This window comes from Azospirillum sp. A26 (assembly GCF_042604635.1).
Lineage (GTDB): Bacteria > Pseudomonadota > Alphaproteobacteria > Azospirillales > Azospirillaceae > Azospirillum > Azospirillum palustre.
The window spans coordinates 543,331-569,228 of the sequence record NZ_CP170473.1 but is presented as its reverse complement, the minus strand read 5'-3'; the positions used below and the strand labels follow the sequence as shown (position 1 = coordinate 569,228).

At 68.3% G+C, this 25,898-nt stretch carries 23 protein-coding genes; 8 read left to right on the top strand and 15 right to left on the bottom strand.

The window, feature by feature from the left end; translation table 11 throughout:
• Positions 1 to 54: 54 nt before the first annotated feature.
• From ABNQ39_RS17020 to ABNQ39_RS16985, 8 genes are all read right to left on the bottom strand, one after another.
• A complete protein-coding gene (locus ABNQ39_RS17020) occupies positions 55 to 960 on the bottom strand; it encodes a LysR substrate-binding domain-containing protein (RefSeq protein WP_376961956.1) in 906 nt (301 codons plus the stop codon).
• A gap of 30 nt (positions 961 to 990) precedes the next feature.
• Positions 991 to 1,980, bottom strand: a complete 990-nt coding sequence (locus ABNQ39_RS17015; RefSeq protein WP_376961954.1) for an ABC transporter substrate-binding protein — start codon at positions 1,978 to 1,980, stop codon at positions 991 to 993.
• A gap of 11 nt (positions 1,981 to 1,991) precedes the next feature.
• Positions 1,992 to 3,623 carry a rhodanese-like domain-containing protein gene (locus tag ABNQ39_RS17010; RefSeq protein ID WP_376961952.1) on the bottom strand — a complete coding sequence of 544 codons (1,632 nt, stop codon included), beginning with the start codon at positions 3,621 to 3,623 and terminating at the stop codon, positions 1,992 to 1,994.
• A gap of 15 nt (positions 3,624 to 3,638) precedes the next feature.
• A complete protein-coding gene (locus tag ABNQ39_RS17005) occupies positions 3,639 to 4,277 on the bottom strand; it encodes a cysteine dioxygenase (RefSeq protein ID WP_376961950.1) in 639 nt (212 codons plus the stop codon).
• Positions 4,278 to 4,289: 12 nt separating this feature from the next.
• Positions 4,290 to 5,084 (bottom strand): ABC transporter ATP-binding protein, encoded by a 795-nt coding sequence (locus ABNQ39_RS17000; protein ID WP_376961948.1) that lies wholly within the window; start codon positions 5,082 to 5,084, stop codon positions 4,290 to 4,292.
• Complete coding sequence (locus tag ABNQ39_RS16995) at positions 5,078 to 6,130, bottom strand: ABC transporter permease (RefSeq protein ID WP_376961946.1); 1,053 nt, start codon at positions 6,128 to 6,130, stop codon at positions 5,078 to 5,080. The genes ABNQ39_RS17000 and ABNQ39_RS16995 overlap by 7 nt, the downstream gene beginning before the upstream one ends.
• Positions 6,131 to 6,179: 49 nt before the next feature.
• Positions 6,180 to 6,800 carry a malonic semialdehyde reductase gene (locus tag ABNQ39_RS16990; RefSeq protein WP_376961944.1) on the bottom strand — a complete coding sequence of 207 codons (621 nt, stop codon included), beginning with the start codon at positions 6,798 to 6,800 and terminating at the stop codon, positions 6,180 to 6,182.
• An 87-nt stretch (positions 6,801 to 6,887) separates the two neighbouring features.
• Complete coding sequence (locus tag ABNQ39_RS16985) at positions 6,888 to 7,097, bottom strand: hypothetical protein (protein WP_376961942.1); 210 nt, start codon at positions 7,095 to 7,097, stop codon at positions 6,888 to 6,890.
• Between the two features lie 386 nt (positions 7,098 to 7,483).
• Between ABNQ39_RS16985 and tauA the strand changes: the two genes are divergently transcribed.
• The 4 genes from tauA to tauD are packed head-to-tail and all read left to right on the top strand — an operon-like array spanning position 7,484 to position 11,102.
• Positions 7,484 to 8,500, top strand: coding sequence for a taurine ABC transporter substrate-binding protein (gene tauA, locus ABNQ39_RS16980; protein WP_376961940.1), 1,017 nt, complete (start codon positions 7,484 to 7,486; stop codon positions 8,498 to 8,500).
• A 41-nt stretch (positions 8,501 to 8,541) separates the two neighbouring features.
• Positions 8,542 to 9,345, top strand: a complete 804-nt coding sequence (locus tag ABNQ39_RS16975) for a taurine ABC transporter ATP-binding protein (protein ID WP_376961938.1) — start codon at positions 8,542 to 8,544, stop codon at positions 9,343 to 9,345.
• Positions 9,342 to 10,193 carry an ABC transporter permease subunit gene (locus tag ABNQ39_RS16970; RefSeq protein WP_376961936.1) on the top strand — a complete coding sequence of 284 codons (852 nt, stop codon included), beginning with the start codon at positions 9,342 to 9,344 and terminating at the stop codon, positions 10,191 to 10,193. Before ABNQ39_RS16975 ends, ABNQ39_RS16970 begins: the two co-directional genes overlap by 4 nt.
• Before the next feature lie 57 nt (positions 10,194 to 10,250).
• Entirely contained in the window at positions 10,251 to 11,102 is an 852-nt protein-coding gene (tauD, locus tag ABNQ39_RS16965) for a taurine dioxygenase (protein ID WP_376961934.1), read from the top strand.
• 47 nt (positions 11,103 to 11,149) lie between these two features.
• Here tauD and ABNQ39_RS16960 read toward each other — a convergent pair whose 3' ends face one another.
• Together ABNQ39_RS16960 and ABNQ39_RS16955 are read right to left on the bottom strand one after the other, a co-directional pair.
• Positions 11,150 to 13,498: an Orn/Lys/Arg decarboxylase N-terminal domain-containing protein gene (locus ABNQ39_RS16960; protein ID WP_376961932.1), complete on the bottom strand. Its 2,349-nt coding sequence runs from the start codon at positions 13,496 to 13,498 to the stop codon at positions 11,150 to 11,152.
• A 27-nt stretch (positions 13,499 to 13,525) separates the two neighbouring features.
• Complete coding sequence (locus ABNQ39_RS16955) at positions 13,526 to 14,035, bottom strand: N-acetyltransferase family protein (RefSeq protein ID WP_428846415.1); 510 nt, start codon at positions 14,033 to 14,035, stop codon at positions 13,526 to 13,528.
• Between the two features lie 337 nt (positions 14,036 to 14,372).
• Here ABNQ39_RS16955 and ABNQ39_RS16950 point away from each other — a divergent pair, with 337 nt between their 5' ends.
• Together ABNQ39_RS16950 and ABNQ39_RS16945 are read left to right on the top strand one after the other, a co-directional pair.
• Entirely contained in the window at positions 14,373 to 15,383 is a 1,011-nt protein-coding gene (locus ABNQ39_RS16950; protein WP_376961928.1) for a CorA family divalent cation transporter, read from the top strand.
• A 175-nt stretch (positions 15,384 to 15,558) separates the two neighbouring features.
• Positions 15,559 to 16,521 (top strand): C-terminal binding protein, encoded by a 963-nt coding sequence (locus ABNQ39_RS16945; protein WP_376961926.1) that lies wholly within the window; start codon positions 15,559 to 15,561, stop codon positions 16,519 to 16,521.
• A gap of 60 nt (positions 16,522 to 16,581) precedes the next feature.
• Here the strand turns inward: ABNQ39_RS16945 and ABNQ39_RS16940 are convergent, their stop codons facing one another.
• Genes ABNQ39_RS16940 through ABNQ39_RS16920 form a run of 5 tightly spaced genes read right to left on the bottom strand, consistent with a single transcriptional unit; the run spans position 16,582 to position 21,716 of the window.
• Positions 16,582 to 17,646 (bottom strand): malate/lactate/ureidoglycolate dehydrogenase, encoded by a 1,065-nt coding sequence (locus ABNQ39_RS16940; RefSeq protein WP_376961924.1) that lies wholly within the window; start codon positions 17,644 to 17,646, stop codon positions 16,582 to 16,584.
• Positions 17,643 to 18,923, bottom strand: a complete 1,281-nt coding sequence (locus ABNQ39_RS16935; protein ID WP_376961922.1) for a threonine synthase — start codon at positions 18,921 to 18,923, stop codon at positions 17,643 to 17,645. The genes ABNQ39_RS16940 and ABNQ39_RS16935 overlap by 4 nt, the downstream gene beginning before the upstream one ends.
• Positions 18,924 to 19,835 carry an ABC transporter permease gene (locus ABNQ39_RS16930; protein ID WP_376961920.1) on the bottom strand — a complete coding sequence of 304 codons (912 nt, stop codon included), beginning with the start codon at positions 19,833 to 19,835 and terminating at the stop codon, positions 18,924 to 18,926. It lies immediately after the preceding gene.
• Positions 19,832 to 20,680 carry an ABC transporter ATP-binding protein gene (locus ABNQ39_RS16925; RefSeq protein ID WP_376961918.1) on the bottom strand — a complete coding sequence of 283 codons (849 nt, stop codon included), beginning with the start codon at positions 20,678 to 20,680 and terminating at the stop codon, positions 19,832 to 19,834. The genes ABNQ39_RS16930 and ABNQ39_RS16925 overlap by 4 nt, the downstream gene beginning before the upstream one ends.
• A gap of 4 nt (positions 20,681 to 20,684) precedes the next feature.
• Complete coding sequence (locus ABNQ39_RS16920) at positions 20,685 to 21,716, bottom strand: ABC transporter substrate-binding protein (protein WP_376961916.1); 1,032 nt, start codon at positions 21,714 to 21,716, stop codon at positions 20,685 to 20,687.
• Positions 21,717 to 22,198: 482 nt separating this feature from the next.
• Between ABNQ39_RS16920 and ABNQ39_RS16915 the strand changes: the two genes are divergently transcribed.
• Positions 22,199 to 24,361, top strand: a complete 2,163-nt coding sequence (locus ABNQ39_RS16915; RefSeq protein ID WP_376961914.1) for a type I secretion system permease/ATPase — start codon at positions 22,199 to 22,201, stop codon at positions 24,359 to 24,361.
• On the top strand, positions 24,348 to 25,820 hold the full coding sequence (locus ABNQ39_RS16910) for an HlyD family type I secretion periplasmic adaptor subunit (protein ID WP_376961912.1): 1,473 nt from the start codon (positions 24,348 to 24,350) through the stop codon (positions 25,818 to 25,820). The genes ABNQ39_RS16915 and ABNQ39_RS16910 overlap by 14 nt, the downstream gene beginning before the upstream one ends.
• Positions 25,821 to 25,898 lie beyond the last annotated feature (78 nt).

Genomic DNA, 25,898 nt, shown 5'->3' with positions numbered 1-25,898 from the left:
AAAAACACAAACTACAATGTTGAGAAAAACTTAAGTAACGTAAAATTTGTGTTGTTAATGGGCGCCCGCGTTGCGCAGGACCACGGCCAGCGAGTCCGCCAGAATCCCGTGCAGGCGGTCGACCGCCGGATTGGCGGCGGACGGCGCGCGATGCAACTCCAGCGGGACCGACCCCAATTCCGGCAGGTCATGATGCGGCTCAAGGGGCGCCAGCGTGTCGGGCAGGCCGAGGGGCGTGCGGATGGTGACGCCCAGCCCGGCTTCCACCGCCGCCCACAGGCCGGACAGGCTGGGACTGGTGAAGGTGATGCGCCACGGGCGCCCGCCGCCGTCCAGCCGCTCGATGCCATGCTGGCGGAACATGCAGGGCGCGTCGAGCAGGGCCAGCGGCAAGGGGCTTTTCCAGTCGGCGCGAAAGCCGTCCGGTGCCACCCAGGCGACCGGCAAATGGGCCAGGGTGGCCGCCCCGGTCGTCGTCTTTGCGGACTCGCCGCCGATCTCGCCGAAAGCCAGGGCGAGGTCGAGCGCCCCCTGCGCCACCCGCTCGCGCAGCTCGCGCCCGCGGCCGACCTGGGCCTCGACATGGATGCGGGGATGGGCGCGGTGGAAGGAGCCGAGCACGGATGGCAGCCAGCGTTCCGCCAGATCCTGGGGAAAGCCGACCCGGACGGTGCCGTCCATCGCCCGGCCGCGGGCCGCCGACAGCGCCTCGTCGTTGAGCGCGACGATGCGGCGGGCATAGCCGAGCAGCAGGTCGCCGGCATCGGTCAGCGCCACCGTGCGGCCGGCCTTGCGGAACAGCGGCTGGCCGACCTGCTCCTCCAGTTTCTTCATCTGCAGGCTGATCGCCGATTGGGTCCGGCCCAGCCGTTCGGCGGCGCGGGCGAAACCGCCATGCTCCATGGCGATCACCAGCGCCCGCAGCACATCCATGTCGAGGTTGGTCGGAAACATCGCCATCCCGCATCGCCTTCCTGCGGATCGCCGCCGTCAGGCCGGCAGCGCGCTGTTGAAGCCGGGATCGAAGATCGCCGCCGCGTCCAGCCGCTTGGGAATGATGCCGAACTCGCGCCAGACGTCGGACGTCGCCTGCTGGTCGGCGATGACCGAGGCGTCGATGGCGACCGGCCGCGCCCGCTCGACGCCGAAGGTGTGGCGGGCGATGGCGGGATCGACGCCGACCGTCCTGGCCCAGATGCCGGCATAGGCGTCGCTGTTCTCCAGCGCCCACAGCCGGGCGGCGGCAAAGCGGCGGATCAGGTCGGTCAGCGCCTCGCGCTTGGTGGATATCGCCTCCAGCGTGGCGGATTGATAGGAAAGGCCGCTCATCAGGCCGGTGCCGGTGACGACCGCGCGGGCGCCATCCACCAGCAGCGCCTGCGACACATAGATGCCCCAGGTCGACCAGGCGTCGATGGAGCCGGCGGCCAGCGCCGATTTGGCGTCCGACGGCAGCAGGAAGGCGATCTTCACGTCGTCGGGTTTCAGCCCGTTCGCCTTCAGCGCCGCCAGCACGAGGTAGTGGCCGATGGAGCCGCGTCCGGTGCCGATGGTCTTGCCCTTCAGGTCGGCGACCCTGCGGATGGGGGAGGAACCCGGCACCAGGATGGTGGTGCTCTGCGGGTTGGAGCGGACGGCGCCGATGATCTTGGCCGTGGTGCCGGCGGCCAGTGCGAAGGTGGTCGGCGCGTCGCCGGCATATCCGACCTCGATGGCGCCGGCATTCAGCGCCTCCAGCAAGGGGGCGGCGGCCGGGAACTGGCTCCATTCGATGCGGTAGGGCAGGTCGGCCAGAAGCCCGGCCGCCTCGATCACCGACTGGACGCCGCCCTTCTGGTCGCCGACCTTCAGCACGGTGCCGGCGGGAATGGCAGCATTCGCCGGCCGCAGGGGCGCGAGCCCGGCAGCGAGCGCGCCGACACCGAGGCCGAGAACATGGCGGCGGCTGAGCTGGCGGAGCGGATGGGAAAGCATGGTCATGGCGGGCTCCGTCAGATGACGCGGAAATTGTGGGCGCCGTCGCGCTTCAGCTGATCGACCAGTTCAAGCTCCCAGTCGATGTAGCGCTGCATGGCGGCGGCACTGTTGTCGGTGCCCTCGTAGGGGCGCTTGTAGACGTCGTCGGGTTCGCCCCCCAGCCGGTCGAGGTCCGTGCTGAGCGGCAGCCCGGCGGCGACCCAGCCCTTGGTGCCGCCCGCCAGCAGAAGCGGACGCCGGTCGTTAGACAAATGGGAAAGGATGAAATCGGCGGCGGCATAGCGGGTCAGTGTGCCATCGCCGCAGGTCAGCACCGGCCGGACCGCCTTGGGCAGAAACGCGATGGTGCCGGCCAGCCGGGCGCGGGTGGAGAAATACGCCCCCGGAATGTGGCCGGCGCGGTAGCGCGGGCTGCGGGTGATGTCGATCACCGCCGCTTCGCCATTTTCCAGCAGGGCCAGAAGGTCGCGCGGTGCGATGGTTTCGGCCCCCACCTCCGGTTCCGGCGGCAGGCGGCGGCGGTCGGGGCCGCCCTCGCTGCCCAGAGCGGACACGTCGCCCTCCAGCACATGCACCTCCCAGCCGAGCTGCGACAGCCAGGAGGCGGTCATGTCGGCGCGCGGACCGCCGCCGCCGGCGGGATCGTCGGCCAGGACGATGCGGGCGCCGCGCACCCCGACATACTCGTCGGTCGCCTGGACCAGCTGGCCGCCGGCGGCATGGCGGAAGCCCGGCAGGTGGCCGGCCTCATACTCCTCCGGCGTGCGCACGTCGAAGAGATGGAGCGTCCGGCGCTCGTCGCCGCGGAAACGGTCGAGCGTCTTCGCATCGATCCGGCCGACGCCGGCCCGGTCGGCGACCGCCCGCGCCGCCCGGCGGCCGGCGGCGTCGCCCTTGGCCGAGACCTCCGGGAAGCGGCCCTCGCGTCCGCTGTCCAGCGTCAGCCCGGCCAGCGTCCAGCCGATGGTGCCGTTGCGCAGGGCGGCGACCCGGTTGGGGATGCCGGCATTGACCAGCGACTGGGTGCCGATGATCGACCGCGTGCGGCCGGCGCAGTTGACCACCACCAGCGTCTCGGGGTTGGGGGCGATGTCGTGGACGCGCTTGACCAGCTCGGCCCCCGGCACGCTGATGCCGCCGGGGATCGACATGGTGCGGTATTCCTCGAATCGGCGGGCGTCGAGAATGACCAGATCGGCCTTGGCGTCGATCAGCGCCTTGACCTCCGCGGCCGGCAGCGAGGGGGTGTGGCGATGGTGCTCGACCCACTCGCCGAAGGCTTTGCTCGGCACATTCACGTCCCGGTAGACCTCGAAGCCGGCGGCGATCCAGCCGGCCAAGCCACCCTCCAGCAGGGTCACGTCGCCGTAGCCCAGCGACTGGAGCCGGCGGGCGGCCGGCTCGGCATAGCCCTCGCCATCGTCATAGACGGTGATCGGCACGTCGCGCCGCGGCAGCAGGTCGTAGGCCAGCAGCTCGACGCGGCTCAGCGGGACGGAAACGGCGAAGAGCGGGTGGGACAGCGAATAGGGCCCTTCCTCCCGCGCGTCGAGCAGGGCGACCTCGTCGCGCTCGATCCAGGCGCGGCGGATGTCGGCGGGGCGGCGGGTGGCGAGCGGGGCGGTTGCGGTGACTGCTGCGGTCATGGCGGTGACGGATCCTCAGGCGGCGTGGGGGACGGGTTGCGAGCGGTCCCACAGGTTGGGCAGGGCGCTGTTGGCGTAGCCGGAGATGAAGGGCTTGCGCTGGCCGGTCAGCGGGTCGAACACCGAGCGCCGGACGGCGCCGATGTTGCCGCCATAGACGTGGATGCTGATGGACGGCCGGTCAGCCAGCGCGTTGGCGATCGCATGGACATCGCCGATGCGGGGCGACACCGCCTCGACCGACCCGGCCTTCAGGATTTCGGGCGGCGAGGCGACGGGCGGGCCGCCCTGCGGCTGGAGGTCGTAGCGTTGCGACCGCTCCGCCCCGCGCAGGATGCCGACGAGGCCCCAGACGGTATGGTCGTGGATCGGTGTGCGCTGCCCCGGTCCCCAAACGAAGCTGACGACGGAGAAGCGCTCGTACGGGTCGCAATGCAGCAGATACTGGCGATACTGCACCGGGTCGGGCTGGGCATAGGCGTCGGGCAGCCAGTCGTCGACGGCGATCAGCCCGGCCAGCAGGGCGCGGCCGGCATCGAGCACGGCGGGCTCGTCGTCGCCATGCCGCTCCACCAGCCGGGTGAAGTCGGCGATGAAGCCGCGCAGGCGTTCCAAATTGGGGGTGGCGGTATCGGGTGGGAGGCTTTCGGGCATGGTCGGGTGTCCTCACCAGGTCTCGGCAAGGCCGAGCAGTTCGAGAATGCGGTGCCGAAGCTCGGTCAGGACCGGATCGCCGCGGTGGCGGGGATAGGGACGGTCGATGGGCAGGTCGGCCTTGATGCGGGCCGGGCGGCCGCTGAACACGATCACGCGGGTCGCCATGAACAGCGCCTCCTCTATGTCGTGGGTGACCAGCAGGCCGGTGAAGCCGCTGCTGCGCCACAGCTCGACCAGTTCGCTCTGCATGGCGAGGCGGGTCAAGCTGTCCAGCTTGCCCAGCGGTTCGTCGAGGATCAGCAGGCGGGGGTCGTTGACCAGGGCGCGGGCCAGCGCCGCGCGCTGGGCCATGCCGCCCGACAGCTGGTGCGGATAGGCCTTCTCGAAGCCGGTCAGCCCGACCAGGGCCAGCGCCTTGTCGATCCGATGCCCTTGCGAGCGCAGCAGGCCGCGTGCCTCCAGACCCAGGGCGACATTGTCGCGCACGGTGCGCCAGGGATAGAGCGTCGGGTCCTGGAAGACGACGACGCGCGACGGGTCGGGACCGTCGATGGGGCGGCCGTTGGCCAGGATGCTGCCGCGGCTGGGCGGTTCCAGCCCGGCGACCAGCCGCAGCAGGGTGGACTTGCCGCAGCCGCTCGGACCCAGCAGGGCGACCAGCTCGCCCGGCTCCACCCGCAGTTCCACCCCGTCCAGCACCGGCAGCGGAGATCCATGCAGTTCGAAGCTGTGGCTGACCGCCTGCACGTCAATGGTCATGCCAGCGGTCATGCCGGCAGTGTCGGCGTTTTCGAGCGCTACCATTTGAGCATTCCCTTCTGCCAAGCGAGCAGGCGGTCGCGGACGCGGAACAGCAGCGTCACCAGACCGGAGCAGAGCAGCGCCATCACCAGCAGGGCCGCGTACATGTTGCCGTAGGCGGCCCAACCCTGAGCCCATTGCAGGTACCAGCCGACCCCGGACTTCACGCCCAGCATCTCCGCCACCACCAGGACGGCGAAGGAGGCGCCTAGCCCCATGAACAGCCCGACGAAGACATGCGGCATCGCCGCCGGGACGGCGACCTTCAGCACCAGGAAGCGCGGCGAGGCGCCCAGCGTGCGGGCGATGTCGTAATAGGCGCTGTTGACCCCGGCCACGCCGGACCAGGTGAGGACGGTCACCGGCACGCCGCTGGCCAGCGCGATCAGGAAGACGCTGGCGCTCCAGCTGGTCGGAAAGGCGAAGAAGGCGATGGGCAGCCACGCGGTGGCTGGCAGCGGGCCGATCAGCCGCAGAACCGGATGCACCCAATAGCCGACCGCGCGCGACCAGCCGACGGCGACGCCGGTCACCACGCCAAGGATCGAACCCACGGCATAGCCGGTGACCAGCAACCTCAGCGACGCGGCGAAGCAGTCGAGCAGCCGCGGCCAGTCGTCGAGATAGACCTCCAGCAGCGCCTGCGGCGGGACGAAGAAGGGCCGCGGCAGCAGATTGAGCTTGGCGGTCAGGATTTCCCAGCCGGTGACGCCCAGAGCCAGGGCGATCAGCCAGGGAACGGACGCCGACAGGCTGCCGATGGCGGCTTCCAGTCGGCTGCGCGGCGCCGGGCGGATCGCCGCGGCCAGCAGGGCGGCCAGCACCAGCAGCCCGGCGGCGACCACTAGCAGGCTGGCGAACTCGCCGGTCCGCTCCCATTCCTGGGCATCGGCGGCATCTGGCCACAGGGCCGTCACCCCGGAGGCGGCGAACCACAGCAGGGCGGCGGTGGAAAACCGCAGGAGGAGGTTGGACGGCAGGCCGCCGCCGATTGGCAAGGCTCCGCCGTTGGCCGCCGGCAGGGCGGCGGCCGTGTCGTTCACGCTCATGATCGATCTCCCGTTCGGCCGGGATTTGCCGGCCGCTACGGCGTTGGGCTCAAAGGATCACCACCGCCTTCGACGCGTCCAGCCGCGGGGCGCGCGGGCGCGACGGCGGGCCGTCGGCATGGCCCAGCGCCACCAGCAGGTTGGTGCGCAGCCGGCCGTCGGCGAAGAATTCCGCATCCACCGCTTCGGCATCGAAGCCGGACATCGGCCCGGCATCCAGACCCAGCAGCCGGGCGGCCAGGATCAGGTAGCCGGCCTGGAGCGACCCATTGCGGAAGGCCGTGGTCTCGGCCAGCGACGGCTCGTCGACGAACATCGGCGAGGGGTCGTAATGCGGGCTGAGCGCCGGCAGATGTTCGAAGAAGCGGCGGTCGTAGGCGACGATGGCGATGGCGCCGGCCGCCAGCTTGGACTGGTTGCCGCGGCTCAAGGCTGGCCGCAGCCGCTCCTTCGCTTCCGGCATGGTCAGGAAGACGAAGCGCGCCGGGCTGCCGTTGAAGGCGGTCGGTGCCAGCCGGACCAGTTCGTAGAGGCGATGCAGCGTCTCCACCGGGACCGGCCGGTCGGACCAGCTTTGCGGCGTGCGGGCGCTGAGGAACAGGCGGTCGGCCGCGGCCTGGGCAATGTCATCGGGCAGCTGTTCGGCGACTGGATTACGGGTATCCGGCATGGGTGCGGGCTCCGTCAGGGGATTGGGTCACGACCACACATGCTGGCGGTGCGTTGTACTTTTCGGTCTTGCGGATCGCGCTGTGCATCAGGCCAGCGCCGCCAGCGATGCCAGGAGAATGGCCGAGACGATGCCGAGGCCGAGGGGAAGCAGGCCGCGGTTCGGACGCTCATCGCCTCGGATTCCTTCCGCCGGGTCTGCCATCTGCCCGTTGGGCGGCAGGAGCGGCAGAACCAGTGTGCCCGAAGGGCAGAGGGACGCCATCACCATCCGGTCGAAATCACTCAAACCCTGCATGGCGGAACTCCTTGTGAGGTTGTTTCGAGCGTGGCGCGTCCCATCGGCTGCCAGATACAACAGATGGAACCTGTTCAAATATCTTATTGTCTATAGGAAAGTGGGAAAAAATGCCGAGGTCAAGCGTCAGCTTCGTATCGACCGATATTTTCAGCGACATCGGTACCGCTCTTGGCCAGCCGATGGTGGGAAAATCCAGTGTCCCGTCCGATCCGGAGTGCACCGCCGACAAAATTAAACATCTAATTTTTGTGTTTATAAACTATTTCCCTGTAGAGATGTAGATTTTATGGTGACAACGGCGCGAGCGTCGCCTTAAGGTTCACGGACATTCGGATTTCCGGCGCTCGCAGGCCGGCATTCACACCGTGACGGGGGAAACGACGATGAAGCCCACTCTGCACATTCTCCTCTCTGCCGCGCTGGCGGCGGTCGTCCCCTTTGCCGCTTCCACCATCGCCGAAGCCGCGTCCGGCAAGGTCGTGGTCGGCTATCAGACCGACGCGCTGCCCTCCTCGGTCGCCATCGCCAACGGCGATTTCGCCAAGGCGACCGGCATCGAGATCGACTTCCGCAAGTTCAACTCGGGTGCCGAGATCTTCGCCGCCATCGCCTCAGGCGACGTGCAGGTCGGCTATGTCGGATCCAGCCCCTTCGCCGCCGCGGTCAGCCGCGGGCTGGACGTGAAGGCCTTCCACCTCGCGACCATCTCCGGCACCGACGAGGCGCTGGTGGTGCGCAACGGCTCCGGCATCGAAAAGCCGTCGGACCTGAAGGGCAAGAAGCTGGCCGCCGCCCCGGTCTCGACCGACCACTACCAGCTGCTCGCCGTGCTGAAGCAGGAGAAGCTGACGGAACGCGACGCCCAGGTCTTCGCCATCCCGCAGCCGGACATCGTCGCCGCCTGGAACCGCGGCGACCTAGACGGCGCCTTCGTCTGGGATCCCGCCCTGACCGAGTTGAAGAAGACCGGCAAGGTGCTGCTGACCTCGCGCGAGGTGGCCGACCGCGGCGCCCCGACCTTCAGCGCCTGGGTGGCGACCGCCGCCTTCGCCAAGGACAATCCCGCCTTCCTCAAGAACTTCGCCGGCACCATCGAGCGCTACAGCGCCTCCTTCCGCAACGACAAGGCGGCCTGGGGACCGGATTCGGAGAACGCGAAGACGCTGGCGAAGCTGCTGGGCGGCACGCCCTCCGATCAGGCGTCGGCGCTGACCAACCTGTCGCTGGTCCCGGCGGAGGTGCAGGCCTCCACCGCCTGGCTGGCCGGCGGCGAGGGAAGCGGTGCCGCTAAGATCCTGAAGGACACGGCGGAGTTCCTGAAGGAGCAGAAGAAGATCACCACCGTGCTGCCCAGCTACGGCGGCTTCGTCACCGCCGATTACGTCAAGGACGTCCGCTAAACCAGCCGCCCGCCAAGTTAACCGCCGACGGGAGAGCGCCCATGCTCCAGGTCCGCAACGCCAGCGTCTTCTTCTCCGCCCGCGACGGCCGGGTGGTGCATGCGCTGGACCGCGCGTCGCTCGACATCGACGCCAACAGCATCGTCGTGGCACTGGGGGCTTCGGGCTGCGGGAAATCGACGCTGCTGAACGCCATCGCCGGCTTCCTGCCCCTGTCGGAGGGATCGATCACGCTGGACGGCCAACCGGTCGCCAGCCCCGGCGCCGACCGCGGCGTGGTGTTCCAGAAGGACACCTTGCTACCTTGGAGCAGCGTAGCCGACAATGTGGCGCTCGGCCTGCGTTTCGCCGGAGTTCCCGCCAGGGAGCGGCGCGAGCGGGCGGAGGAGCTGCTGGGGCTGGTCGGGCTGGAAGGCTTCGCCGACGCTTTCCCGCACGAGCTGTCGGGCGGCATGCGCCAGCGCGTCGGCATCGCCCGCGCGCTGGCGAGCGACCCGAAGATCCTGCTGATGGACGAGCCGTTCGGCGCGCTCGACAGCCTGACCCGTGAGCAGATGCAGGAACTGCTGATCGATGTCTGGGCGCGCACCGGCAAGCGCATCTTCTTCATCACCCATTCCATCGAGGAAGCGCTGTTCCTTGGCACCACTGTGGTGGTGATGTCGCCGCGCCCCGGCCGGATCGTCGCCCGTTTCGATCTGGATTTCGTCCGCCGCTTCGCCGCCGGGCGCGACGTGCGCGCCATCCTGTCGGCCCCGGAGTTCGCCGATCTCTATGACGAGATCCGGTCCCTGGTGCATCGCCCGCATGCCGAGGCGGACTCCCGCCGGACGGTGCTGCAATGACCGACCTTGCCCGACCCGGCGACCAAGTCATCGGCCCCGCTGACCGGCCGAAAATCGTCCGGCTCCACCCCTTCGGGCTGGACGGTGCGCGCACCGGCCCGATCAGCCTCGCCACCGCCCTGCTGCTGCTGGCGGCATGGTTCCTGGTGACCCATTACCGGCTGGTGCCGCCGCTGTTCCTGCCGACCCCGCAGGAGGTGGCGACCCAGTTCCTGGCGATCTTCGAGGACGGCTATGCCGGCGCCACCCTGTGGGAGCATGTGTCGGCCAGCCTGTTCCGCATCTTCTCCGCCGCCGTCATCGCCGCCTCGCTCGGCATCCCGCTGGGGCTGGCGATGGGGTTGAACCGCTGGGCCAAGGGGGTGTTCGACACGCCCATCGAGTTCTACTGGCCGTTGCCGCCGCTGGCCTATCTGCCGCTGATGATCATCTGGCTCGGCATCGGCGAGGTGTCGAAGATCGTCCTGCTGACGCTGGCGATGTTCGCGCCGGTCTGCCTGTCGGCGCAGGCCGGGGTGCGGGCGCTGCCGATCGAACGGGTGAACGCCGCCCTGTCGTTGGGGGCCAGCCGCTGGCAGCTGTTCCGCGCCATCGTGCTGCCCAGCGCCCTGCCGGAAATCCTGACCGGCCTGCGCATCGGCATCGGCGTCGGCTGGAGCACGCTGGTCGCGGCGGAACTGATCGCTGCCACCCGCGGCATCGGCTTCATGATCATGTCCGCCTCGCATTTCCTCGCCACCGACGTGGTCTTCGTCGGCATCGGCATCATCGCGGTCTTCGCCTTCGCCTTTTCCTACGGAATGCGCCTGCTGGAAGCGTGGCTGGTGCCGTGGAAGGGCAAGTCCTGAGGACAGCCGGCCGCCGGAATTCCAAAAACCGCCATACAAGAAGATTGGGGAACCGCCATGCCAGACATCGCCTTGTCCGCCCTGACCGTCACGCCCGTCAGCCCCGCCATCGGGGCGCGGGTGGAGGGAATCGATCTCTCCCGTCCGCTGTCCGACAGCGAGGCGGCGGCGCTGGAGCGGGCGCTGGTCGCCCATCAGGTTCTGTTCTTCGAAAACCAGCCGCTGACGCCGCGGGCGCAGCGCGACTTCGCCGCCCGCTTCGGCCAGTTGCACGTCCATCCGATCTATCCGAAGGTGCCGGAGCAGCCGGAGATCATGGTGCTGGACACCGGGCCGCACAACCCGACCGACAACGACGTCTGGCACACCGACGTCACCTGCATCGAAACGCCGCCGGCCATCGTCGCCCTGTCCGGCAAGCTGATCCCGCCCATTGGCGGCGACACGGTGTGGGCCAGCAACATCGCCGCCTACAACGGCCTGTCCGAACCGATCCGCCGCCTGCTGGAGCCGTTGAAGGCGCTGCACGACTTCACCCGCTCCTTCCCGGAATGGCGGCACAACGGCGATCCCGAGACCCATGCCCGCTGGAAGACGGCGCGCGACAAGCATCCGGCGGTGGTGCATCCGGTCATCCGCACCCATCCGGTCAGCGGGGCCAAGGCGCTGTTCGTGAACGAGAACTTCACCTCCCGCATCGTCGGGCTGAGCGACCGGGAAAGCGCCGCGATCCTTGAGTTCCTGTACGACCACATCAGCCGCCCGGAATTCACCGTGCGCTGGCGCTGGAAGGAGGACGATCTGGTGCTGTGGGACAACCGCTCGACCCAGCACTATGCGGTGAACGATTATTCACCGCACCGGCGCATCATGCACCGCGCCACCGTGCTGGGCGACCGGCCCTATTGAGAAGAGGGAGGCGGGTCCAACCGCCTCCGCCAATTCCCGGCGCGGGTTCAGTCCGCGCCGGGTTCGCGCACGACATAGGTGTAGAAGCGGATCGAGCCGTCGGGTTCCGTCTCGCGGTACAGGCCCTGGATCTCGTTGTCGAAGCCGGGGAAGCGGTTGGCGCCTTCCTGGAAGACTTGGAGATATTCGATCATCGGCCGGGCATGGTCGTCCAGCCGCTCGCCCGGCACGATGGTGGCGATGCCGGGCGGATAGACCACCCATAGGGTGGTGGCGATCCGTCCGGCGATGCGGTCGATGGGCAGGTAATCCACGTCGTTGCGCACCAGATGCCGCACCGCCTCGCGCGGCGGCATCACCATGGCCGGCAGATGGTCGGGGCGGAACATGCGGCGCTGCAGGTCGTTGGTGCCGCGCTCGCGGTAATAGGCGTGCATCTCCGCGCACAGGTCGCGCAGCCGGCGGCCGGTGTAGCGGGCCGGGCGGCGGGCAACGAATTCCGGGATCACGTCCTCCAGCAGCGCGTTGTCGTCGTGCAGCCGCTTGAACGCCACCAGCGCGCTCAGCAGCGTGCCGGCCTTGCTCGATTCCACGCCGGGCGTCAGCAGGAAGAGGATCGAGTTGAGGTCGTTCTTCTCTGGAACGATGCGGTTCTCGCGCAGATACTGCGCCACCACCGGGGCTGGGATGCCGTGATCCTCATAGGCCCCGGTGCGGCGGTCGAAGCCGGGGGTGAGCAGCGTCAGCTTGTTGGGGTCGGTCATCGCATAGCCGGCCGCCACATGGCGGAAGCCGTGCCAGTCGGCCCCCGGCACGAATTCCCAGTGGCGCACATCGGAGGCCAGCGCGTCGGTCGGCACATCCTCCCACGCTGTCGTGGTGCCGCCGGCCTCGACCCGGTCGGGCACGAAGGGGTCGAAGAACCAGCGGCGCGCCGGGTCGCTCTCGCGCTCGTCGAACTCGCGGCGGATGGCGCGCAGCTTCTTGCGCAGCTCGATGCCCAGCCGGATCGTGTCGTCCCACAGCACCTCGCCGGACCGGCCCTTCATCATCTGCGCGCCGACGTCGAGCGAGGCGAACAGCGGGTAGAAGGGAGAGGTCGAAGCGTGCAGCAGGAAGGTCTCGTTGAAGCGGCGATGCTCCACCCGGCGGCGCTGGCCCTTGATGTGGCTGTCCTTCACATGGATCTGCGAGGCCTGCGAGAAGCTCGCCAGCTGCTTGTGGGTGGACTGGGTGGCGATGATGCCGGGGTGGCCGTCATGCAGGCCGTCCAGCCCCATGGCGAAGCGGCCCTTGAACAGCGGGTGGAACTTCAGGAAGCCGGCCCACGCCTCGTCGAAGAGGATATAGTCGCAGAGATGGCCGATCTTCGCCAGGATGGTCTCGGCGCTGTAGATGGTGCCGTCGTAGCTGCATTGCTGGATCACCGCGGCGCGGAAGGGCCGCTCGCGCTTCCAGGCATCCGGATCCTTGACCAGGGGATTCCTGCGGATCTTCTCGCGGATGCGCTCCTCGTCCAGCGCCTCATGGTCGATGGGGCCGATCAGGCCGTAGGGGTTGCGGTCGGTCTCAAGGAAGATCGGGATGCCGCCGCCGAGGAACAGCCCGCCATGGTGGGCGGCCTTGTGGTTGTTGCGGTCGAACAGGACGAGGTCGTCCTCCGCCACCAGCGCCGACAGCACGATCTTGTTGGAGGCCGAGGTGCCGTTGAGCACGAAGTAAGTGCGCTCGGCACCGAAGATCTTGGCGGCTTCCTTCTGGGCCTTCAGCGCCGGCCCCTCATGGACCAGCAGGTCGCCCATCTCCAGCACCGAATTGTCGATGTCGTCGCGGAACACCGCCTCGCCCAGATGCTCGACGAAGATGCGGCCGATGGGGCTGCGGCTGTAGAAGATGCCGCCATTGTGGCCGGGGCAGGTCCACAGCTGGTTGCCTTCCTCGGCATAATCGACCAGCTCGCCGAAGAAGGGCGTCTTCAACGTCTCGGCATACTGCTTGAGGCGGGAGACGAGGTTTTTGGCGATGAATTCCGGCGTTTCCTCGGCCAGGAAGACATAGCCGTCGACCTGATTGAGCACGTCGACCGGTATGTTCTCCAGCCGCTGGCGGCGGACCAGCAGGATGATCGGCATTTCTAGCCCGCGCTTGCGCGCCAGCGCGATCAGCGAGGCCGGCTTGCCCTCCAGCCCGCGCTTGCCCCAATCGACGATCATGCAGCCGATGGCGGCGTCGGTGCGGATCGCCAGCTCGGCATCCTCGACGCGGCGCGTCCGCACCACCTCGAAGCCGATGCGCTCGACCTCGGCGACGATCTGCTGCACGCGCACGCCTTCCAGCTCGTCGGCGTCGAAGGCCGGGGCGCAGACGAGGAAGGAGAAGCGTCGAAAGAAATCCATGGGGGAACTCCGGGGGATGGAAGGCTGTCAGTCGCCGGCCTGGACGGTGCCGCCGCGATGGTCGTCGGGCAACGCGCCGTCGGCCGGGCCGAGCGCGCGCTGGAGGAAGACGCTGTCGGTCCAGCGGCCGAACTTGAAGCCGACCGAGCGCAGAACGCCGGCCTGCTCGAAGCCGCAGGATTCATGCAGGCGCAGCGACGGGGCGTTGGCGCTGTCGACCACGGCGACCATCTGCCGGCAGCCGGCGGCGGTGCAGGCATCGACCAGCGCCGACAGCAGCCGGCGGCCGATGCCGAGGCCCTGGAAATCCTTGTGGACGTAGATCGAGTGTTCGACCGTGTAGCGGTAGGCCGGGCGCTTGCGGAAGGGCGCGGCATAGGCGTAGCCGGCGATGACGCCGCCGAGATCGGCCACCAGATGCGGCAGGCGGCGCTTCAGCATCGCCTTGCGCCGGCGTTTCAGCTCTTCCGGATGCAGCGGCTCGATGTCGAAGGGGCCGAGACCGTGCTGGATGTGATAGCCGTAGATCTCCAGCATCGCCGGCACGTCCGCCTCGGTGGATTGGCGGATCACGGGAGGCTGCGAGTCGGGCCGGAGTCGGCCGACAGGGTCTTGGGTGTGGCGGGTAAAATCGCAGGCGTCCATGTCGTGGGTGCCGGCGGCGGTATCGGTCCTCACGGTCATGCCCCTGTCGAATGATGACGCCCGCGCGTTGATGCCGCAAAACGCGCGACAGGGTGATGACGGTTTCAAGACGGTCTTGTTGCAGTTGCTCCAATCGCCCAAGGACGAGGTTGCGCCGCACGTCCGCCGGCGTATCCTGCCCGCCGGCCGGCACCCAGCCGGCGAAGAGGCAATGGAAGGTTCGCCGGGTATGGCAGTTCCAATCAAGCTCGATACCGGGACCGACCTGATCTGCGGGTATTTCCTCACCCCCGATGCGCCGCCGGTGCCGGTGTCCTTCGAGGAGATCGACGCAGCGCAGCAGCGCAGCGGCGGCGTGCTGTGGCTGCACTTCAACCTCGCCTCGGCGCGGGCGCGCGACTGGCTGGATCGGAAAAGCGGTCTCGACGAGTTCGCCCGCGAGATCCTGCTGGACGCCAAGGACGACCGGACGCGGCTGGAGCCGTTCGACGACGGCTTCCTCGCCGTGCTGAGCGACATGCATTACGACTTCAAGTTCGAGCCGTCGGACATCGGCACCCTGCGCCTGTTCATGGACGAACGCCGCATCGTCAGTTGCCGGCGGCATCCGCTGAAGGCGATCGACCGCCTGCGCAAGTCTCTGCACGACCAGGGCTGCTACGGCAGCACCGCCGCGCTGATGGCCGAGCTGATCGACATGCTGGCCGACACGCTGGGCGAGGTGGTGACGCGGGCCGAAGCCGATCTGGACAAGGTGGAGGACACGGTGCTGGCCGAACGCTACCAGCTCGCCCGGCAGCGGCTGGGCCAGTTGCGTCAGCTGATCGTCCGGCTGCGCCGCCATGTCTCGCCGCAGCGCGCGGCGCTGGGCCGGCTCGCCACCAGCGGGGTGCCCTGGATCGACGACGACGACCGCGCCCGCCTGGGTCATTCGGTCGAGAAATTCGCCGGGGTGCTCTACGACATCGAGGCGTTGCAGGACCGGGCCAAGGTTTTGCAGGACGAGCTTCTGGCCCGTGTCGCCGACCAGCAGAACCACAGCCTGCATGTGCTGGCGGTGGTGACCGTGATCTTCGCGCCGATGACCCTGATCTCCGGCATCTTCGGCATGAATGTGGCGGGGGTGCCGGGGGTCGGCGCCATCGAGGATCACGTCTCGCCGCATGCCTTCTGGTGGGTGATGCTGTCGATCCTGCTGTCCGGTCTCGCCATGCTGTTCTTCCTGCGCCCGCGCAAGTGAAACCGGAGCCTTGCCCTGTCCGTGGCGTTCATTTCCTATTGCGTGAAGCGGCAATCGACTTTGAAAATCCAGCATGGCATGGGAAAATAACGGCCACGCGATGAGGACAGTGACGGGAGCGAGAGGGATGGGTCAGCAGAGTGCCGGGCGGTTGGTCGTTGGGATCACCGATCACATGATTCCGCCTCCCGATCTGGAGGCTGCCGTGCTGGATGGGTTTGCGGAGGTCGATTTTCTCGACTGCCGGCGGGAGGAGGATCTCGACCCGGACCGCCTCGCCCGCCTGGATGCCCTGCTGGTGTGGAGCACGCGCATCGGGCCGGCCACCGTCGAGCGGTTGAAGCGCTGCCGGATCGTCGTGCGGTTCGGCGTCGGCTATGACCGGGTCGATGTCGCGGCGCTGGAGGCCGCCGGGATTCCCTTCTGCAACAACCCCGATTACGGGACGGAGGAGGTCGCCGACCACGCCGTCGCCATGATCCTGTCGCTGCAACGCCGGCTGTGGGAGCATGATGCCCGCGCCCGCGGGTACACGAAGACGTGGCAGGCGAATACCTTGACCCCGCTGCACCGGTCCAACGCTGCGACGGTCGGGGTGGTCGGGGTCGGGCGGATCGGCACCGCGGTGGTGAACCGGCTGAAGGGCTTCGGCCACCGCATCCTGGGCTACGATCCGTTCCAGCCGGCCGGTCACGAGAAGGCGGTCGGCTATCGCCGCGTCCGCCGGCTGGAGGAACTGCTGGCAGAGTCCGACGTCGTCACCTTCCACTGCCCGCTGAACGGCGAGACGCGCGGCCTGCTGAACGACGCCACCCTGGCGGCGGTGAAGCCGGGCGCCATCCTGGTCAACACCGCGCGCGGTGAGCTGTTCGCCGGGCTGGACCCGCTGGAGGCGGCCCTCCGCAGCGGCCGGCTCGCCGCCGTCGGGACCGACGTTCTGCCGGTCGAGCCGCCGGCGCCGCATCCGCTGCTGGATGCGTGGCGGGTGCGGGAGGATTGGCTCGCCGGGCGGCTGGTGGTGACGCCGCACAACGCCTTCCACTCCGATCAGGCGGCGGTGGAAATGCGGCGCAACGCGGCGGAGACGGTGCGGCTGTTCCTGGAGGACGGGATCTTGCGGAACCGGATCACCGCCTGACCGGATGGGACGGAGCGTGGGGCAAGGGGCGGGGCAGGGCGATACAGAGCCCGCCCCCGTTCAGCCCTCCAGCAACACCGTCACATCCAGCCCGAGCCCGCCGCCGATGCGGTGCAGTGCCGCGACGCTGTCGGGGTCGAGCGCGATGCCGCGGTCCATCGCGGCCATGCGGTGCAACGCCTCCGGCTCGCCGGGGATGCTGACACCGTCGCTGCCGGGGGCGACGGGCGTGTCGGCGACATGGTCGAGCACGGCGTCGGTCAGGGTCTGCCATTCCGGCCCGGCCACCCGGTTGGGGTCGATGACGAAGGCCAGCGCGTTGTTGACCACCCGTCCCGGCCGCAGGTTTTCCGGCAGGGCGGGCAGGCCGCCGGCCAAGGCACCCGCCAGGATTTCGCAGGCCAGCGCCAAGCCGTAGCCCTTATGGCCGCCGAAGGGCAGGATGGCGCCGGTCGGCTCGGTGAACATCACGGCCGGATCGCGCGTCGGCCGGCCTTCCGGATCCAGCAGCAGGCCGTCATCCACCTCCTTGCCCAGCGAGGCGGCGACCCGGCATTTGTTGGCGGCGATGGCGCTGGTGGCGAAATCGAGCAGGAAGGGCGCATAGCCCGGCGTGCCGGGAACGGCGATGCAGACCGGATTGGTGCCCAGCCGCGGCCGCCCGCCGCCATGGGGCGCCGCCAGCGGACGGCTGACCACATTGACGAAGTAGAGGCCGATCAGCCCGGCGGCGATGCACTGCTCGCCATAGGAGCCGACGCGGCCGATATGGTGGGCGTTGCGCAGTGCCAGGATGCAGGCGCCGCCGTCCCTGGCCCGCTCGATGGCGAGGTCGGTGGCCTCCTTCGCGATCACCTGCCCATAGCCGACATCGCCGTCCAACACCAGAAAGGGCGCCTCATCGCGGACGATGCGGGCATGGCGGTTGGGTTGGAGATGGCCAAGCTCCAGGCTGCGGGCATAGACGGCGATCTGGCAGACGCCGTGGCTGGCATGGCCGCGGGCGTCGGCCTCCACCAGATTGGCGGCGACGATGGCCGCCTCCTCCGCCGAGCTGCCGCTGCGGCGGAGAATGGCGTCGAGCGTCGCGACCAGCCGGTCCGGGCGGTAACGCACCTCGCTCATCGGCCGCTGTCCTCAAAAAGCGAATAGTCGATGGGCCGGGTGCGGTCGAGCGTGCGGTGCACCGGCGGCAGCGGGTATTTCAGGCCGGTGGCGCAGTTGAACAGGACGGCGCGTTCCTCCTTGCCGACCCGGCCGTCGGCCAGAGCCTGTTTATAGGCGACGTAGGTCGCGGCGCCTTCGGGGCAGAGCAGGAAACCCTCCTCCCGCGCCACCTCGTTCAACGCGGCCTGGATGGCGTCGTCGGGCACGGCGATGGCGAAGCCGCCGCTCTCGCGCACGGCGCGCAGGATCAGGAAATCGCCGACCGCCTGCGGCACCCGGATGCCCGACGCGATGGTGTGGGCGTCCTCCCAGCGCGGGGCATGCTCCTCCCCCTGTTCCCAGGCGCGCACCATCGGCGCGCAGCCGGCGGCCTGGACCGCCACCATGCGCGGGCGCTTCGATCCGATGAAGCCGATGGCTTCCAGTTCGGCGAAGGCCTTCCACATGCCGATCAGGCCGGTGCCGCCGCCGGTGGGATAGAAGATGACGTCCGGCACCTCCCAGCCCAACTGTTCGGCCAGTTCCAGCCCCATCGTCTTCTTGCCCTCGATCCGGTACGGCTCCTTCAGGGTGGAGACGTCGAACCAGCCGACCTTGGCCTTGCCCTCGCCGACGATCTTCCCGCAATCGTCGATCAGGCCGTTGACGCGGTAGACGGTGGCGCCTTGCAGTTCGATCTCCGACACGTTCACTTCCGGCGTGTCAGCCGGGCAGAAGATGGTGGTGCGGATGCCGGCGCGGGTGGCGTAGGCGGCCAGCGCCGCCCCGGCATTGCCGTTGGTCGGCATCGCCATGTGCGTGATGTTGAAGGCCTTCGCCATCGACACCGCCATCACCAGCCCACGCGCCTTGAAGGAGCCGGTCGGCAGCCGCCCCTCGTCCTTCACCAGCAGTTCCGCCGCACCCAACCGCTTCGCCAGCCGGGGCAGCGGCACCAGCGGGGTCACCGCCTCGCCCAGGCTGACGATGTCCTCGACCTTGCGGACGGGCAGAAGCTCGCGGTAGCGCCACAGATCCTGCGGGCGTTCGGACAGCGAGCTTTTGGTCAGCGCCTGCTTCACGCCGTTCAGGTCGTAGCGGACCAGCAGCGGCTTGCCGGCGCGCGACAGGTTGTGGATGGTGTCGGCCTCGTACCGCTCGCCGGTGTAGGCGCATTCAAGATGGGTGACGAAGGTCGGGCGCTCGACCGTCAGGTTGGAATCGAAGCGCACCGGGTTGATGTCTTGGAAAGCCATTTAGCGGACCATGCCCCATTTGCGGACCGTGTGGATCTCGATCCACCGGAAGACGACGTTCTCGACCAGCAGGCCGATCAGGATGACGGTGACGAGGCCGGCGAAGACCTTGTCGATGTACAGCTCGTTGCGGTTCTGGAAGATGAACCAGCCGAGCCCGCCCTTGCCGGAGGACACGCCGAACACCAGTTCCGCCGCGATCAGCGTCCGCCAGGCGAAGGCCCAGCCGACCTTGAGCCCGGTGAGGATCGCCGGGAAAGCCGCTGGGATCAGCAGCGTGACGACGTAGCGGAAGCTCCCCAACCCGTAGTTCCGCCCGGCCATCCGCAGCGTTTCCGACACCGAGGTGAAGCCGGCATGGGTGTTCAGCGCCAGTGGCCACAGCACGGCATGGACCAGCACGAAGATCAGGCTGACCTCGCCCAGCCCGAACCACAGCATGGCGATGGGCAGCAATGCTATGGCCGGCAGCGGGTTGAACATCGAAGTCAGCGTCGACAGCAGGTCGTTGCCGATGCGGGTGGAGACGGCGACCGTGGTCAGCAGCACGGCCAGAACCACCGCCACCGCATAGCCCTTCAGAAGCACCGCCAGCGAGGTCCAGGCCATCGACAGCAGATTGTCACGGCGGATGGCGTCCCACAGCGCCGCCGCGGTGTCGGTGAAGGTCGGGAACATCAGCGGGTTGTTCTGCCAGACCGCCGCCGCCTGCCACAGCGCCGCGACCGCCGCCAGGACCAGCAGCCGGCGCAGCGCGGTGACGTTGCCGAGCCGTTCCCACAGGGACAGCGGGCGGGCGACATCGCCGATGGGGCCGGTGGCGGTGACGATGCGCTCATACTCCGGGCGCAGCGGCGGTTCGCGCCGGCCGCCCGGCGGGAGGGGCCGCGGGGAAAAGGACAGGTCGGTCATGTGCGAGACCCCTTCGCGGCGGATTGGCCGGGGCCTTCGACATCCTCGGCGAACAGCATGGTGTGGATGCGGTTGGCAAGCGCCTGGAACTCGGCGCCGCCGACGGCGCCATGGTCGTAGCCGTCGCAGTTCACCTCCGCCTTCACCTGTCCCGGATGGGGCGACAGCACCAGGATGCGCGACCCGACGACCAGCGCCTCCTCGATGGAATGGGTGACGAACAGCACGGTGAAGCGCAAATCGTCCCACAGCTGCAGCAGTTCCTCCTGCATCTTGCGCCGGGTCAGCGCATCGAGCGCCGCGAAGGGCTCGTCCATCAGCAGGATGTCGGGTTCCATCGCCATGGCGCGGGCGATAGCGACACGCTGCTTCATGCCGCCTGACAGCATGTGCGGGTGGATTTCGGCGAACTTGGTCAGGTTCACCCGGGCGATGCAGTCGAGCGCCTTTTCCTCCGCCTCCCGCCGTTTCGCCTTGCCGCTGGCGAGCAGGGGGAACATGACGTTCTCCTTGACGGTCTTCCAGGGCGGAAGCTGGTCGAATTCCTGGAAGACCATCATGCGGTCGGGGCCGGGCTTCGTCACCGTGCGGCCGTTCAGGCGGATCGCCCCCTCGACCGGCTGGAGGAAGCCGCCGACCGCCTTCAGCAGGGAGGATTTGCCGCAGCCCGACGGTCCCAGCAGGACATAGCGTTCGGACTGGAACACCTGGAAATCGACCCGGTAGGTCGCGGTGACGAGGTGTCGGCGCGTCTTGTATTGCAGGGTGACGCCGGACACGTCGAGCAGCGGCCGTTCGGACAGGCCGTCGCTGTCGATGCTGTGCGGGTAGGTCAGCGCGTTCATCGCGTCAGCTCCCGGTGCCGTCATGCAGGTCGTCGAAGAAGTAATCTTTCCACGAGGCCGGCTTGTTCTTGATCGCGCCGACCTTGTGCATGAAGTCGGCGAAGGCCTCCGTCCGGTTGGGCGTGACGGTGAAGCGGATGTCTGGGTCGTTCAGCAGGCGCAGGATGTAGGCCTTGTCCAGGCTGCCCTTGTTCTGGGCCAGATAGGCGTCCGCCGCCGCGTCATGGTTGGCGTTGATCAGATCCATCGCTTCCCGGAGCGCATCGAGGAAAGCCCGGTAGGTCTTCGGGTTCTCGTCGCGGAAGGACTGCTTGCTCCAGATCAGGTTGAAGCTGTGCGGGCCGCCCAGCACGTCGTAGGAGCTGACGACCTTGTGGATCTTCGGGTCGTCCAACTGCTGGTACTGGAAGGGCGGGCTGGAGAGATGGGCGGTGATGCCGCCGCTGCCCGACAGCAGCGCCGCCGTGGCGTCGGGATGTGGCATCGACACGGTCAGCTTGTCGAGCGCATCGAACTTGCCGGCGCCAAACTCCTTCTCCACCGCCATTTGCAGGACGCGGGCCTGCACCCCGACCTTCACCGCCGGCAGCGCGATCTTGTCGGCATCGGTGAAGTCCTTCAGCGTTCTGACCTTCGGGTTGTTGGTGGTCAGGAACAGCGGCATGTCGTTCAGCGACGCGATGGCCTTGACGTTGGCGCTGCCCTTGGTGCGGTCCCAGATGGTCAGGAGCGGCCCGACCCCGGCGGACCCCAGATCGATGCTGCCGGACAACAGCGCATCGTTCATCGCCGCGCCGCCGGACAGTTGCACCCAGTCCACCGTCACGTCGAGGCCAAGAGCCTTGCCGTGCTTCTCGATCAGCTGGTTGTGGCGCAGCACATGCAGCGGCAGATAGCCCAGGCCATACTGCTCGGCGATCCGGATACGCCCTTCGGCAGCCGCGGACGTCGCGATGGCCGACGTCACCAGCAGCCCCATCACCGATGCGGCGACCGCCGCTAAGGCACGGCGGCTGAGGCGTCCTGACTGTCGCATGGCGATGCTCCCTTATATCCATAAATCTACTAGAAAATATGGGAACATGATTCTGTTGCGTGGTCAACAGTGTAGAAAGCGGCCGCGCTCTAGCGGAGATAAACACTGCATAAATGGATTTTCAAACGGAGTGTGGTGGGAGCCCTCAATCAGGGCTTCGCCAATAAGGTGCTCGGCACTCATTTCCGGAAGCAGGGCGGGATATCGCTGCAAGCAATTTTAGTAAAATTCCCTTAATAGCATTAAGGGAATATCATCTTAGGTAGAGAAGGTCGCAGCGATAGCAATTTATCTTGATTGCAACGCAACCGCTTTGCTATTTGGTGGTATTAAAGTTTCATACGCTCGTAATAAGACGTTCCGTGCCGAATGAGCGCGCGCAGATCGGGTGAAGAAGCAGGTCAACCCTCCGGGGTTGTTCGCCCCCCATGACGCGCCCGCGGATTTGGTCCGGCGCCGGTATCCAGATCAGGAAACGAGGCATGCCGCGTCTGGTTGAGGACAGCGTGACTCCGGACACCGGATTGTCATGCCTTATCGTCATGTTGCGCCTGATGGGCCATCCCGCCGATCCGGAGCAGATCCGTCACGATCATGCCGTTCGTGGCCGGGCGATGGAGACGCTGGACATCCTGCGCGCCGCCAAGCGCTTCGGCCTGAAGGCGCGATCCGTCACCACAAGCTGGGATCGGCTGGCCGCCACGCCGTTGCCGGCCATCGCCAAGCGCCGTGACGGGCGCTACTTCATCATCGCCAGGATCGACGGCGACCGGGTGCTGATCCAGGACCCGCTCGAATCGAAGCCGCTGGCCCTGCCGCGCGCGGTGGTCGAACCGGCCTGGGCGGGCGAACTGGTGCTGATGGCGCGGCGGGCCGGGCTGGATCTGGCGCAGGTCCGCTTCGGCATCGGCTGGTTCGTGCCGGCACTGCTGAAATACCGGCGGCTGTTTTCGGAAATCCTGCTCGCCTCTTTCATGTTGCAGGTGTTCGGGCTGATCAGCCCGCTGTTCTTCCAGGTCGTCGTCGACAAGGTGCTGGCGCACCGCAGCCTGACCACGCTGGACATCCTGGTCGTCGGCCTCGTCGTGGTCTCGCTGTTCGAAACGGTGCTGGGCGGCCTGCGCAGCTATCTGTTCTCGCACACCACCAGCCGGGTCGACGTCACGCTGGGCGCCCGGCTGTTCGACCATCTGCTGGCGCTGCCGCTGCCCTATTTCCAGGCGCGCCGGGTCGGCGACAACGTGGCGCGGGTGCGCGAGCTGGACCGGATCCGCGATTTCCTGACCGGATCGGCGCTGACCCTGGTCATCGATCTGGTCTTCACGGTCGTCTTCCTGGCGGTGATGTGGTGGTACAGCCCGGCCCTGACCGGGATCGTGCTGGCCTCCCTGCCGGTCTATGCCGCGATCAGCCTTGCCGTCACGCCGGTCCTGCGGCGCCGGCTGGAGGCCAAATTCGCCCTGGGGGCGGAGAACCAGGCCTTTCTGGTCGAAAGCATCTCCGGCATCGAGACGCTGAAGGCGATGGCGGTGGAGCCGGAGATGCGCCGCCATTGGGAGGAGAGGCTGGCCGCCTATGTCGGTGCCGCCTTCCGCGCGTCCAGCCTGGGGGTGGTCGCCGGCCAGGGCGTCCAACTCGTGTCGAAGCTGACCATGGCGGCCCTGCTCTATGTCGGTGCGCAGGAGGTGATCGACGGCGCGCTGACCATCGGCGCGCTGGTGGCGGTGAACATGCTGGCCGGCCGCGTGTCGTCGCCGGTCCTGCGGCTGGCCCAGCTGTGGAACGATTTCCAGCAGGCCCGCGTCTCCGTCGAACGGCTGGCCGACATCCTCAACACCACGCCGGAGCCGGCGGCGAAGCCCGGCCGGCTGCCGTTGCCCGCCATCCGCGGCCGCATCCGCTTCGACCGGGCCGGTTTCCGCTATCGCCCCGATGCCTCGCCCACCTTGCAGGGCATCGACCTGACGGTGGAGGCGGGGGAGACGATCGGCATCGTCGGCTCGTCGGGGTCGGGGAAAAGCACGCTGACCAAGCTGGTGCAGCGGCTCTATGTCCCGGAATCCGGCCGGGTGCTGATCGACGACGTGGATCTGTCGCTGGTGGACGTGGCGTGGCTGCGGCGGCAGATCGGCGTCGTCCTCCAGGAGAATGTGCTGTTCAACCGCTCGATCCGCGACAACATCGCGCTGGCCGATCCCGGCATGCCGATGGAGCGGATCGTCGAGGCGGCGCGGCTGGCCGGGGCGGACCGCTTCATCCTGGGCCTGCCGGAAGGCTACGACACGGTGATCGGCGAGCGCGGCTCCAGCCTGTCGGGCGGACAGCGCCAGCGCGTCGCCATCGCCCGCGCGCTCGCTACCGATCCGCGCATCCTGATCTTCGACGAGGCGACCAGCGCGCTGGACGTCGAGAGCGAGGCGGCGATCCAGGCCAACATGCGCCGCATCTGCGACAACCGCACGGTGCTGATCGTCGCCCACCGGCTGTCCACCGTGCGCGGCTGCGACCGCATCGTCACGGTGGAGGAGGGGCGGATCGCCGAGCAGGGCACCCACGACGAGCTGATCCGGCTCGGCGGACGCTATGCGGCGCTGTGGCGGATGCAGGCGGGCGGACAAGCGGAGGTCGATCATGGCGTCGCCTGAGAGCGTAGCCGAAGCGGCGCCGGTTTCCGGCGCTCCGGCCGCATCGCCACCACAGCCACCCTCCGTGCCTCCTCCAACGCCACCCCGCCCTCGTCCGCGCCGCGGGCACGAGCTGGAATTCCTGCCGGCGGCGCTGGAGGCGATGGACACGCCGCCGTCGCCCTTCGCCAGGGCGGTGTCGCTGCTGATCGTCGCCTTCGCCATCATCGCGGTGGCCTGGGCCTGGATCGGCCACATCGACATCACCGCCGTCACCCGTGGGCGCCTCATTCCCAGCGACCGCAACAAGCTGGTGCAGACGCTGGAGCCCGGCATCGTCCGCGCCATCCGCGTCGCCGAAGGACAGCAGGTGGAGCAGGGCGCGGTCCTGCTGGAACTCGACCCCACCGACAGCGCCGCCGACGCCGGCCGCGCCGAATGGGAACTGGCGGTGGCAGAGACCGAGGCGTCCCGCCTGCGGGCCGCGCTGGCCGACCGGCGCAGCTTCGATCCGCCGCCGGCTGCCGACGCCGCGCTGGTGGCGCTCCAACGTTCGATCCTCGTCAACCAGCTGACCGCCCGCGACGCGGCGCTCGACGCCATCGGCAGCCAGGAACGCCAGCGCCGGGCGGAAATCGCCGCCTTGGCTGCCGAGAAGGCGCGGCTGGGCGCCACCCTGCCGCTGATCCGGGAGCAGGTGCAGGCCAAGCGGAACCTGTCCCAGCGCGGCTACAGCCCGCGCTTCGACCTGCTGGAGCTGGAGAAGGAGCTTGCCGAGGTCGAATATGGTGCCGTGGCCGCGAAGAACCGCGAGGCCGAGGCCGAGGCGGCGCTGAAGGGGCTGGCGGACGAGAGGCGGCGGGTGACCGCGGAGTTCGACGGCAAGGCGATGGCCGATCTCGCCGATGCCGAAAAGCGCGCCGCCGCCTTGCGACAGGAGCTGACCAAGGCGGCGCGGCGGCGGGAGCGGCAGCTTCTGACCGCGCCGGTCGGCGGCATGATCCAGCAGCTTGCCGTCCACACGGTCGGCGGCGTGGTCACGGCGGCGGAGCCGCTGATGGTGATCGTGCCGGCGAACCGCACTCTGATCGTCGAAGTGCAGGTGGAAAACAAGGACATCGGCTTCCTCCATCCCGGCATGCCGGCGGAAATCAAGGTCGATGCCTTCCCGTTCACCCGTTACGGGCTGCTTCCCGGCACCGTCCTGGCGGTTTCGCACGATGTGATCCTGCCGCCGGACGGGGCGGCGGCGCGCACCGGGGCGGCCGAGCCGGTGGCCACGGCCGAGCGGGACGGCCCCAAATTTTCCGCCCGCATCGCGCTGGAGCGCACCGCCATCCGCGGTGAGACCGGCGAGGACATCGCGCTGGCGCCCGGCATGGCGGTGACGGCGGAGGTGAAGACCGGCCGCCGCCGCGTCCTCGACTACCTGCTCTCCCCGGTGCTCGCCCACGTCCACGAAGCGATGCGCGAGCGATGAGATCAAAGTCCTAAGCCTTAAATCCTAAGCTCACTCCCTTTCTCCCGATCCGACCCACCAGCCGCGAGGCCCGGAGCA

What these genes read in the sequence shown, in the direction of transcription:
- ABNQ39_RS17020 (WP_376961956.1), bottom strand. Translation starts at nt 960, where the DNA reads ATGGCGATGTTTCCGACCAACCTCGACATGGATGTGCTGCGGGCGCTG.
- ABNQ39_RS17015 (WP_376961954.1), bottom strand. Translation starts at nt 1,980, where the DNA reads ATGACCATGCTTTCCCATCCGCTCCGCCAGCTCAGCCGCCGCCATGTT.
- ABNQ39_RS17010 (WP_376961952.1), bottom strand. Translation starts at nt 3,623, where the DNA reads ATGACCGCAGCAGTCACCGCAACCGCCCCGCTCGCCACCCGCCGCCCC.
- ABNQ39_RS17005 (WP_376961950.1), bottom strand. Translation starts at nt 4,277, where the DNA reads ATGCCCGAAAGCCTCCCACCCGATACCGCCACCCCCAATTTGGAACGC.
- ABNQ39_RS17000 (WP_376961948.1), bottom strand. Translation starts at nt 5,084, where the DNA reads ATGGTAGCGCTCGAAAACGCCGACACTGCCGGCATGACCGCTGGCATG.
- ABNQ39_RS16995 (WP_376961946.1), bottom strand. Translation starts at nt 6,130, where the DNA reads ATGAGCGTGAACGACACGGCCGCCGCCCTGCCGGCGGCCAACGGCGGA.
- ABNQ39_RS16990 (WP_376961944.1), bottom strand. Translation starts at nt 6,800, where the DNA reads ATGCCGGATACCCGTAATCCAGTCGCCGAACAGCTGCCCGATGACATT.
- ABNQ39_RS16985 (WP_376961942.1), bottom strand. Translation starts at nt 7,097, where the DNA reads ATGCAGGGTTTGAGTGATTTCGACCGGATGGTGATGGCGTCCCTCTGC.
- tauA (WP_376961940.1), top strand. Translation starts at nt 7,484, where the DNA reads ATGAAGCCCACTCTGCACATTCTCCTCTCTGCCGCGCTGGCGGCGGTC.
- ABNQ39_RS16975 (WP_376961938.1), top strand. Translation starts at nt 8,542, where the DNA reads ATGCTCCAGGTCCGCAACGCCAGCGTCTTCTTCTCCGCCCGCGACGGC.
- ABNQ39_RS16970 (WP_376961936.1), top strand. Translation starts at nt 9,342, where the DNA reads ATGACCGACCTTGCCCGACCCGGCGACCAAGTCATCGGCCCCGCTGAC.
- tauD (WP_376961934.1), top strand. Translation starts at nt 10,251, where the DNA reads ATGCCAGACATCGCCTTGTCCGCCCTGACCGTCACGCCCGTCAGCCCC.
- ABNQ39_RS16960 (WP_376961932.1), bottom strand. Translation starts at nt 13,498, where the DNA reads ATGGATTTCTTTCGACGCTTCTCCTTCCTCGTCTGCGCCCCGGCCTTC.
- ABNQ39_RS16955 (WP_428846415.1), bottom strand. Translation starts at nt 14,035, where the DNA reads ATGCTGGAGATCTACGGCTATCACATCCAGCACGGTCTCGGCCCCTTC.
- ABNQ39_RS16950 (WP_376961928.1), top strand. Translation starts at nt 14,373, where the DNA reads ATGGCAGTTCCAATCAAGCTCGATACCGGGACCGACCTGATCTGCGGG.
- ABNQ39_RS16945 (WP_376961926.1), top strand. Translation starts at nt 15,559, where the DNA reads ATGATTCCGCCTCCCGATCTGGAGGCTGCCGTGCTGGATGGGTTTGCG.
- ABNQ39_RS16940 (WP_376961924.1), bottom strand. Translation starts at nt 17,646, where the DNA reads ATGAGCGAGGTGCGTTACCGCCCGGACCGGCTGGTCGCGACGCTCGAC.
- ABNQ39_RS16935 (WP_376961922.1), bottom strand. Translation starts at nt 18,923, where the DNA reads ATGGCTTTCCAAGACATCAACCCGGTGCGCTTCGATTCCAACCTGACG.
- ABNQ39_RS16930 (WP_376961920.1), bottom strand. Translation starts at nt 19,835, where the DNA reads ATGACCGACCTGTCCTTTTCCCCGCGGCCCCTCCCGCCGGGCGGCCGG.
- ABNQ39_RS16925 (WP_376961918.1), bottom strand. Translation starts at nt 20,680, where the DNA reads ATGAACGCGCTGACCTACCCGCACAGCATCGACAGCGACGGCCTGTCC.
- ABNQ39_RS16920 (WP_376961916.1), bottom strand. Translation starts at nt 21,716, where the DNA reads ATGCGACAGTCAGGACGCCTCAGCCGCCGTGCCTTAGCGGCGGTCGCC.
- ABNQ39_RS16915 (WP_376961914.1), top strand. Translation starts at nt 22,199, where the DNA reads ATGCCGCGTCTGGTTGAGGACAGCGTGACTCCGGACACCGGATTGTCA.
- ABNQ39_RS16910 (WP_376961912.1), top strand. Translation starts at nt 24,348, where the DNA reads ATGGCGTCGCCTGAGAGCGTAGCCGAAGCGGCGCCGGTTTCCGGCGCT.